The sequence below is a fragment of the Photorhabdus australis DSM 17609 genome (assembly GCF_000711895.1).
GTDB classification, from domain to species: domain Bacteria; phylum Pseudomonadota; class Gammaproteobacteria; order Enterobacterales; family Enterobacteriaceae; genus Photorhabdus; species Photorhabdus australis.
Genome location: NZ_KL543990.1, coordinates 1 through 8,691 on the forward strand (window position 1 = coordinate 1; position 8,691 = coordinate 8,691).

Here is an 8,691-nt window from a genome sequence, read left to right on the forward strand (position 1 = left end):
TCTAAGCAATTTAAAACTGCGAATATGGGAAATATGAAAAAAGGAAAAGCTCCAGCTCCAAGGAAAGACGAATGGAAAGGAAAAAAGAAAAAATACGAGTTACATCATAAAAAGCCTATTTCTAAAGGTGGAGATGTTTATAATGTTGATAACATTAGTGTTGTTACGCCAAAGAGGCATGGTGAACTACATAGTTGGAGGTGAATAAACTATGGAAAATAATGTAATGAATATTACTGAAAATGAATTTTTATCCTTGATAAAGAAAATATTTAATGGAAATTTTCGAACAGAGGAGGAAGAATCAGAAGCTATAAATGAATTTGAAAGAATTTCAGAACACCCCTCTGGCGGTAATTTAATCTTCTATCCAGAAGATGGCATTGAAGATAGTCCTGAAGGTGTGCTTGAAGTGATAAAGGAATGGAGAACCAAAAACGGCAAACCTGGCTTTAAAAAATAGAGATTGAGTAAGTGATGAAAAGGATTTTTATAATCCTTTTCATCACAATCAAAGAGAATACCTCACAACTATCATACCGATATTGAATTGTTCCCAATGCCGGAAGAAAAGGATTTTCGCGATTATATTCTGGTGCTTCCCATCCCGAATATGCCGCCGGTGTATGTGTATTTGAGTAAACCGCCAGTGAAACCGCTGGAAGTGGGAGAATATCAGGATCTGGCTGGACGTAGCCGTAATGATGGAATGGATATTGATCATATTCCGTCTAAGGCGGCATTGAAATTGTTTCTAAAAAATAAGTTAGGTAAGGCTGCAACGGATAAAGACATAGATAAGATACTCAATAGTGGTGTATCCATAGCTATTCCTCATAGAGTTCACAGAGGCTATAGTGAAACTTATAAAGGTAGGAATACAAAGGCGAAACAAGTTAAAGACGCGTCAGATATTAGAGCGGCGGTAGACAGTAATTTTGATGCTCAAGTTCCTGGCCTACGAGAAGAAGGCTATACAGATGTGCAGTTGAGCAAGGCACGAGAAGAATTACACCAACTGAATAAAGAACAAGGGTGGTATAAATAGTGGCTGACATTACGAAATTAATTAAATATCTTGGAAGAACCGCTGAAACGTTAGTTGAAGATGGTGAGATATCTAAAGGAATATTTAAGTTTCATTTTGAAGGGGATGAATCGTTCAATTGCGAACCTGAAAAAGGAATCACATTAGTTTTTGATTCTAAATCTAGGCAATTGAATTCAGTCCAGATAACTCTAATTGATATACATGGTGATCATGAAGAATATAATGATAGTTTGCCTTATCCATTCTTACCTTTAATGGATAAGGCAACGATAAGAGCAGAATACGGAGAACCAACGGAGTCAAAAGATATGATAAAAGCACCTGTTATAGGTGTTATTGGTGGATACGATGCTTATATAAATCGTATAAAATCTTATCCAAATGTGGAAGTCATTTTCATTTATGATGCTTATTATCGGGTGAGAGCAATTACTTTCAACACTATCTGAGAAGAGAGCTTTTTTACATACTATAATCGGCGGATAGTGGTTAGTAAACCATTGTCCGTGCATGTATGCTAGAAGTCATATATATACCCTTCATCCTTCAAGTTGCTTCTTTGTTGGCTGCACTCATTCACCCCGGTCACATAGTTATCTATGCTCCCGGGGATTCGCTCCCTTGCCGTCGCGATGCATCTTGAAATCCATTGGGTATATATACTCAAGACACTTCAAAGTGCATGTTTGAAAAACGATTATTTTGTTGAATTTAAATGTTTTTATGTCTGACGGCTCAAGCATCTTGAAGTTCATTCGGTATATATAACTTAACTTATAAGCCAGATAATAATTTCCATGAATATTATCATGTATAAAAAAATTGCGTTTCTTTTAATTTGAGATATTTCTATTTGATTGAAACTTTTTATTAACAAATATGGTTGATGTGAAAATTTTCGTTTGCTATTTTAATAGATATTGTCAAACGGGGGCAGTATGTTGATGGTTCACTCAGTCACACTGACAGTCTTAAGCAGAAAATTGTAGCGTGTTTATAAGATGATTAAACAGCAATTTAAGTTGAAATTGCCCTATTAAATGGATGGCAAGTATGACTAAAAAAATTTCATTCATTATTAACGGTCGAGTCGAAATATTTCCTGAAAGTGATGATTTAGTGCAATCCATTAATTTTGGTGATGATAATATTCATTTGCCAATCTTGAATGATTCTCAAGTAAAAAACATTATTGATTATAATGAAAATAATGAATTGCAGTTGCATAACATTATCAACTTTCTCTATACGGTAGGGCAAAGGTGGAAAAATGAAGAATATTCAAGACGCAGGACATATATTCGTGATCTAAAAAGATATATGGGATATTCAGCAGAAATGGCTAAGTTGGAGGCCAACTGGATATCTATGATTTTGTGCTCTAAAGGGGGTCTTTATGATCTGGTAAAAAATGAACTTGGTTCTCGCCATATTATGGATGAATGGCTACCTCAGGATGAAAGTTATATTAGAGCTTTTCCGAAAGGAAAATGTGTACATCTGTTGACGGGTAATGTGCCATTATCTGGTGTGCTGTCTATAGTGCGGGCAATTTTAACCAAGAATCAATGCATTATAAAAACCTCATCAACCGATCCTTTTACCGCTAATGCATTAGCGCTAAGTTTTATCGATGTGGACCCTCATCATCCGATAACACGTTCTTTATCAGTTGTATATTGGCAACATCAAGGCGATATATCACTCGCAAAAGAAATTATGCAACATGCGGATGTCATCGTCGCCTGGGGAGGGGAAGATGCGATTAATTGGGCGGTAAAGCATGCACCGCCCGATATTGACGTGATTAAATTTGGTCCTAAGAAAAGTTTTTGCATTATTGATAACCCTGTTGACCTGATATCCGCAGCGACAGGGGCGGCTCATGATGTTTGTTTTTACGATCAGCAAGCTTGTTTTTCCACCCAAAACATATACTACATGGGAAGTCATTATGAAGAGTTTAAGTTAGCGTTGATAGAAAAATTGAATTTATATGCGCATATATTACCAAACACCAAAAAAGATTTTGATGAAAAGGCGGCCTATTCTTTAGTTCAAAAAGAGTGTTTATTTGCTGGATTAAAAGTAGAGGTTGATGTTCATCAGCGCTGGATGGTTATTGAGTCAAATGCGGGCGTGGAACTTAATCAACCACTTGGCAGGTGTGTATACCTTCATCACGTTGATAATATTGAGCAAGTATTACCTTATGTGCGAAAAAATAAAACGCAAACTATCTCTGTTTTTCCCTGGGAGGCCGCGCTTAAGTATCGAGACTTATTAGCATTAAAAGGTGCTGAAAGGATTGTAGAAGCAGGAATGAATAATGTATTTCGCGTTGGTGGCGCCCATGATGGAATGAGACCTTTACAACGATTGGTGACATATATTTCCCATGAAAGACCATCCCACTATACTTCTAAAGATGTTGCGGTCGAAATAGAGCAGACTCGATTCCTGGAAGAAGATAAGTTCCTGGTATTTGTCCCATAATAGGTAAGAAATATGGAAAATAAATCCAGATATAAAACCATCGACCATGTTATTGGTGTTGAAGAAAATAAAGAAATTCATGTCTGGGAGACTCTGCCAAAAGAAAATAGTCCAAAGAGAAAGAATACCCTTATTATTGCATCGGGTTTTGCCCGCAGGATGGATCATTTTGCGGGTCTGGCAGAGTATTTGTCGCAGAATGGATTTCATGTGATCCGTTATGATTCTCTTCACCACGTTGGATTAAGTTCAGGGACAATTGATGAATTTACCATGTCCATCGGAAAACAGAGTTTGTTAGCCGTAGTTGACTGGTTAAATACGCGAAAAATAAATAACCTCGGTATGTTGGCTTCAAGCTTATCTGCGCGGATAGCTTATGCAAGTCTATCTGAAATTAATGTCTCGTTCTTAATCAGTGCGGTCGGTGTGGTTAACTTAAGATATACTCTCGAAAGAGCTTTAGGATTTGATTATCTCAGCTTACCCATTGATGAATTGCCAGATAATTTAGATTTTGAAGGTCATAAATTGGGTGCTGAAGTTTTTGCGAGAGATTGCTTTGATTCTGGCTGGGAAGATTTAACTTCTACAATTAATAGCATGATGCATCTCGATATACCGTTTATTGCTTTTACTGCAAATAATGACGATTGGGTAAAGCAAGATGAAGTGATTACATTACTATCAAGCATTGGTAGTCATCAATGCAAGATATATTCTTTACTAGGTAGCTCACATGATTTGGGTGAGAACTTAGTGGTCCTGCGCAATTTTTATCAATCGGTTACGAAAGCCGCTATCGCGATGGATAATGGTCGTCTGGATATTGATGTCGATATTATTGAACCGTCATTCGAACATTTGACTATTGCGGCAGTCAATGAACGCCGAATGAAAATTGAGATTGAAAATCAAACAATTTCGCTGTCTTAAAACCTATTGGGATAGATGGTTAATTCTATCACTCAAATAGAAATATAAGGACTCTCTATGAAATTTGGAAACTTTTTGCTTACATACCAACCTCCCCAATTTTCTCAAACAGAGGTAATTAAACGGTTGGTTAAATTAGGTCGCATCTCTGAGGAATGTGGTTTTGATACCGTATGGTTACTTGAACATCATTTCACGGAGTTTGGTTTGCTTGGTAACCCTTATGTGGCTGCTGCCTATTTACTTGGTGCAACCAAGAAATTGAATGTAGGGACTGCGGCTATTGTTCTCCCCACTGCTCATCCAGTACGCCAACTTGAAGATGTGAATTTGTTGGATCAAATGTCAAAAGGACGATTTCGGTTTGGTATTTGTCGGGGGCTTTATAATAAAGATTTTCGCGTATTTGGTACTGATATGAATAATAGTCGCGCCTTAATGGAGTGCTGGTATCGGTTAATACGCAATGGAATGACTGAGGGATATATGGAAGCTGACAACGAACATATCAAGTTCCATAAGGTAAAAGTGCTGCCGACGGCATATAGTCAAGGTGGTGCACCTATTTATGTCGTTGCTGAATCTGCTTCCACGACTGAATGGGCCGCTCAACATGGTTTACCCATGATTTTAAGTTGGATTATAAATACTAACGAAAAGAAAGCACAAATTGAGCTTTATAACGAGGTAGCTCAAGAATATGGGCACGATATTCATAATATCGACCATTGTTTATCATATATAACATCTGTAGACCATGACTCAATGAAAGCGAAAGAAATTTGCCGGAATTTTCTGAGGCATTGGTATGATTCCTATGTTAATGCTACAACCATTTTTGATGATTCAGACAAAACAAAAGGTTATGATTTCAATAAAGGACAATGGCGTGACTTTGTCTTAAAAGGACATAAAGATACTAATCGTCGCGTTGACTATAGTTACGAAATTAATCCCGTAGGAACCCCGCAGGAATGTATTGATATAATTCAAACAGACATTGACGCCACAGGAATATCAAATATTTGTTGTGGGTTTGAAGCTAATGGAACAGTAGACGAAATTATTGCTTCCATGAAGCTATTCCAGTCTGATGTCATGCCGTTTCTTAAAGAAAAACAACGTTCGCTATTATAATTAGCTAAGGAAAATAAAATGAAATTTGGCTTGTTCTTCCTTAACTTTATCAATTCAACAACTGTTCAAGAGCAAAGTATAGCTCGCATGCAGGAAATAACAGAATATGTCGACAAATTGAATTTTGAACAGATTTTGGTGTGTGAAAATCATTTTTCAGATAATGGTATTGTTGGTGCTCCTCTGACTGTTTCTGGTTTTTTACTTGGCCTAACAGAAAAAATTAAAATTGGTTCGTTGAACCATATCATTACAACTCATCATCCTGTCCGCATAGCGGAGGAAGCGTGTTTATTGGATCAGTTAAGCGAAGGAAGATTTATTTTAGGGTTTAGTGATTGCGAGAAAAAGGATGAAATGCATTTTTTTAATCGCCCTGAACAATCCCAGCCGCAATTATTTGAAGAGTGCTATGACATTATTAACGATGCTTTAACCACAGGCTATTGTAATCCAGATGGTGATTTTTATAATTTCCCCAAAATATCCGTCAATCCCCATGCTTATACGCAAAACGGGCCTGGGAAATATGTAACAGCAACAAGTTATCATGTTGTTGAGTGGGCTGCCAAAAAAGGTATTCCTCTCATCTTTAAGTGGGATGATTCTAATGACGTTAAACAAGAATATGCGAAAAGATATCGAGCCATAGCAGATGAATATGGTGTTGACCTGGCAGAAATAGATCATCAGTTAATGATATTGGTTAACTATAACGAAGATAGTGAGAAAGCTAAAAAGGAAACGCGTGCATTTATAAGTGATTATATTCGTGAAATGCACCCTAATGAAAATTTCGAAAATAAACTTGAAGAAATAATCACAGAAAACGCTGTTGGGGATTATATGGAGTGCATAGCTGCGGCTAAACTGGTAATTGAAAAATGTGGTGCAAAAGACATATTGTTGTCCTTTGAATCAATGAATGACTTTACGCGTCAAATAAACGCAATTGATATTGTCAATGATAATATTAAGAAATATCACATGTAATAAAAGGGTATGGCAGTGACTCTGCCATACTCTTTAATATTCGTTACCGAGGTAAAACAGGTATGACTTCATATGTTGATAAACAGGAAATCACAGCAAGCTCAGAAATTGATGATTTGATTTTTTCGAGTGATCCATTAATTTGGTCTTATGATGAACAGGAAAAGATTAGAAAGAAACTTGTGCTTGATGCGTTTCGTAATCACTATAAGCATTGTCAAGAATACCGTCACTACTGTCAGGTACATAAAGTAGATGATAATATTACGGAAATTGATGACATACCTGTATTCCCAACATCAGTTTTTAAGTTTACTCGCTTATTAACTTCTCAGGAAAACGAGATTGAAAGCTGGTTTACCAGTAGTGGCACGAATGGTTTAAAAAGTCAGGTGCCACGTGACAGACTGAGTATTGAGAGACTCTTAGGTTCTGTAAGTTATGGTATGAAATATATTGGTAGTTGGTTCGATCATCAAATGGAATTGGTCAACCTGGGACCAGATAGATTTAATGCTCATAATATTTGGTTTAAATATGTTATGAGCCTGGTAGAGTTATTATATCCTACGTCATTCACCGTAACAGAAGAACGTATAGATTTTGTTCAGACATTAAATAGTCTTGAGCGAATAAAACGGCAGGGGAAAGATATTTGTCTTATTGGTTCGCCCTACTTTATTTATTTGCTTTGCCAGTATATGAAAGATAAAAATATCTCATTCTCTGGAGATAAAAGTCTTTATATCATAACGGGGGGAGGCTGGAAAAGTTACGAAAAAGAATCCTTGAAACGTAATGATTTCAATCATCTTTTATTCGACACTTTTAACCTCAGTAATATTAGCCAGATCCGTGATATATTTAATCAAGTTGAACTTAATACTTGTTTCTTTGAGGATGAAATGCAGCGTAAACATGTTCCGCCTTGGGTATATGCGCGAGCACTTGATCCTGAAACATTGAAACCAGTACCTGATGGGATGCCGGGTTTGATGAGTTATATGGATGCGTCGTCAACGAGTTATCCGGCATTTATTGTTACCGATGATATTGGGATAATTAGTAGAGAATATAGTAAGTATCCCGGTGTGTTGGTTGAGATTTTACGTCGTGTTAATACGAGGACACAGAAAGGTTGTGCTTTAAGCTTAACTGAAGCATTTGGTAGTTGATTCCTTTGTTTAATTACTTGTGCGATAAACTCACTCACGTTTTGTCGAACCCTGACGAGGGTTCGCAACCCTCCCTGCATCGGAGGTATATGCAAGTAAAAAAGCTCAGGTGGTAAACCTGAGCTTAGGATGTTGGCTTTTAAGTGTGAAATAAATGGGTGGGTTTAAATAACGGAGTCAATTTGGAGATATCAACTGTCTTTTCTGCTTTATCGAGGCTATAAGTTTCTTGCAGTTTTAACCACAACCGCGGAGAGCTACCAAGCACTTGTGACAGTTTTATTGCCATCTCTGGCGTGACTGCTGCTTTACACGACACTAGACGTTGAGCCGTAGACGGGGCAACATTCAATGCCCGCGCTAAATCACGAATTCCTAAACCTAGTTCCTCTAAAGAGTCAGCTATAATTTCTCCTGGGTGAGGGGGGTTAAACATTTTCATTAGTGATAATCCTCATAGTTAACGATGTACGCATCACCATCGATAAATTCGAATGTCACACGCCAATTTCCTGAAATGGTCATTGCCCACTGTCCTTGCCTGTCTCCCGTTAAAGGATGCAGATTGTATCCGGGAAGATTGATTTCCCCTATATCCTCAGCTTCATTAATAACAGCGAGTCGTTGGCGGAGTTTGTTTGCATGTTGAGGGTTAATTCCAACAGAAACACCTTTTTCAAAAAACTGGCGCAGTCCTTTATGCTTGAAACTTTTTATCATTCCTTATCGCTCCGTGTTGCGCTACAAGAAATCTTATAACAAAGTGTTCCCTATTACGCAACATCATTTGAACTAAGGTCTGGAGGAAAGGGAGGGATGGATTCGCTGCGCTCACCCTACGGGCCGCCGTTGGCGGTCCAAAACGGCCAGCCGTTTTGTCGAACCCTGACGAGGGTTCTCAAC

The 8,691-nt window shown here is 37.6% G+C and carries 10 protein-coding genes and 1 pseudogene; 9 read left to right on the plus strand and 2 right to left on the minus strand.

Going from position 1 to position 8,691, the window contains the following annotated elements; translation table 11 throughout:
• The 9 genes and pseudogenes from BO26_RS21160 to luxE form a co-directional block, all read left to right on the plus strand.
• Positions 1-204 (plus strand): annotated as a pseudogene (locus BO26_RS21160) (HNH endonuclease); the annotation flags it as partial.
• 7 nt (positions 205-211) lie between these two features.
• Complete coding sequence (locus BO26_RS21165) at positions 212-463, plus strand: bacteriocin immunity protein (protein ID WP_036774930.1); 252 nt, start codon at positions 212-214, stop codon at positions 461-463.
• Positions 464-520: 57 nt separating this feature from the next.
• Positions 521-1,048: an S-type pyocin domain-containing protein gene (locus tag BO26_RS21170; protein WP_268870632.1), complete on the plus strand. Its 528-nt coding sequence runs from the start codon at positions 521-523 to the stop codon at positions 1,046-1,048.
• A complete protein-coding gene (locus BO26_RS21175) occupies positions 1,048-1,500 on the plus strand; it encodes a DUF6392 family protein (RefSeq protein ID WP_036774933.1) in 453 nt (150 codons plus the stop codon). Before BO26_RS21170 ends, BO26_RS21175 begins: the two co-directional genes overlap by 1 nt.
• Before the next feature lie 604 nt (positions 1,501-2,104).
• Positions 2,105-3,547, plus strand: coding sequence for a long-chain-fatty-acyl-CoA reductase LuxC (luxC, locus tag BO26_RS21180; RefSeq protein ID WP_036774934.1), 1,443 nt, complete (start codon positions 2,105-2,107; stop codon positions 3,545-3,547).
• 12 nt (positions 3,548-3,559) lie between these two features.
• The gene (locus BO26_RS21185) at positions 3,560-4,483 is read left to right on the plus strand and encodes an acyl transferase (protein ID WP_036774935.1); all 924 of its coding nucleotides are present in this window, start codon (positions 3,560-3,562) and stop codon (positions 4,481-4,483) included.
• A gap of 57 nt (positions 4,484-4,540) precedes the next feature.
• The gene (gene luxA / locus BO26_RS21190) at positions 4,541-5,620 is read left to right on the plus strand and encodes a luciferase subunit alpha (protein WP_036774936.1); all 1,080 of its coding nucleotides are present in this window, start codon (positions 4,541-4,543) and stop codon (positions 5,618-5,620) included.
• An 18-nt stretch (positions 5,621-5,638) separates the two neighbouring features.
• Entirely contained in the window at positions 5,639-6,613 is a 975-nt protein-coding gene (luxB, locus tag BO26_RS21195; RefSeq protein WP_036774937.1) for a luciferase subunit beta, read from the plus strand.
• Between the two features lie 62 nt (positions 6,614-6,675).
• A complete protein-coding gene (gene luxE / locus BO26_RS21200) occupies positions 6,676-7,788 on the plus strand; it encodes a long-chain-fatty-acid--protein ligase LuxE (protein WP_036774938.1) in 1,113 nt (370 codons plus the stop codon).
• 139 nt (positions 7,789-7,927) lie between these two features.
• On the opposite strand, the gene BO26_RS21205 is transcribed toward luxE, so the two are convergent.
• On the minus strand, positions 7,928-8,230 hold the full coding sequence (locus BO26_RS21205; protein ID WP_036774941.1) for a HigA family addiction module antitoxin: 303 nt from the start codon (positions 8,228-8,230) through the stop codon (positions 7,928-7,930).
• Positions 8,230-8,508: a type II toxin-antitoxin system RelE/ParE family toxin gene (locus BO26_RS21210; RefSeq protein WP_036774944.1), complete on the minus strand. Its 279-nt coding sequence runs from the start codon at positions 8,506-8,508 to the stop codon at positions 8,230-8,232. Before BO26_RS21210 ends, BO26_RS21205 begins: the two co-directional genes overlap by 1 nt.
• Between the last annotated feature and the right edge of the window lie 183 nt (positions 8,509-8,691).

Excerpts from the sequence above, each read along its gene's own strand:
- BO26_RS21165 (WP_036774930.1), top strand. The coding sequence starts at position 212 with ATGGAAAATAATGTAATGAATATTACTGAAAATGAATTTTTATCCTTG.
- luxC (WP_036774934.1), top strand. The coding sequence starts at position 2,105 with ATGACTAAAAAAATTTCATTCATTATTAACGGTCGAGTCGAAATATTT.
- BO26_RS21185 (WP_036774935.1), top strand. The coding sequence starts at position 3,560 with ATGGAAAATAAATCCAGATATAAAACCATCGACCATGTTATTGGTGTT.
- luxA (WP_036774936.1), top strand. The coding sequence starts at position 4,541 with ATGAAATTTGGAAACTTTTTGCTTACATACCAACCTCCCCAATTTTCT.
- luxB (WP_036774937.1), top strand. The coding sequence starts at position 5,639 with ATGAAATTTGGCTTGTTCTTCCTTAACTTTATCAATTCAACAACTGTT.
- luxE (WP_036774938.1), top strand. The coding sequence starts at position 6,676 with ATGACTTCATATGTTGATAAACAGGAAATCACAGCAAGCTCAGAAATT.
- BO26_RS21205 (WP_036774941.1), bottom strand. The coding sequence starts at position 8,230 with ATGAAAATGTTTAACCCCCCTCACCCAGGAGAAATTATAGCTGACTCT.
- BO26_RS21210 (WP_036774944.1), bottom strand. The coding sequence starts at position 8,508 with ATGATAAAAAGTTTCAAGCATAAAGGACTGCGCCAGTTTTTTGAAAAA.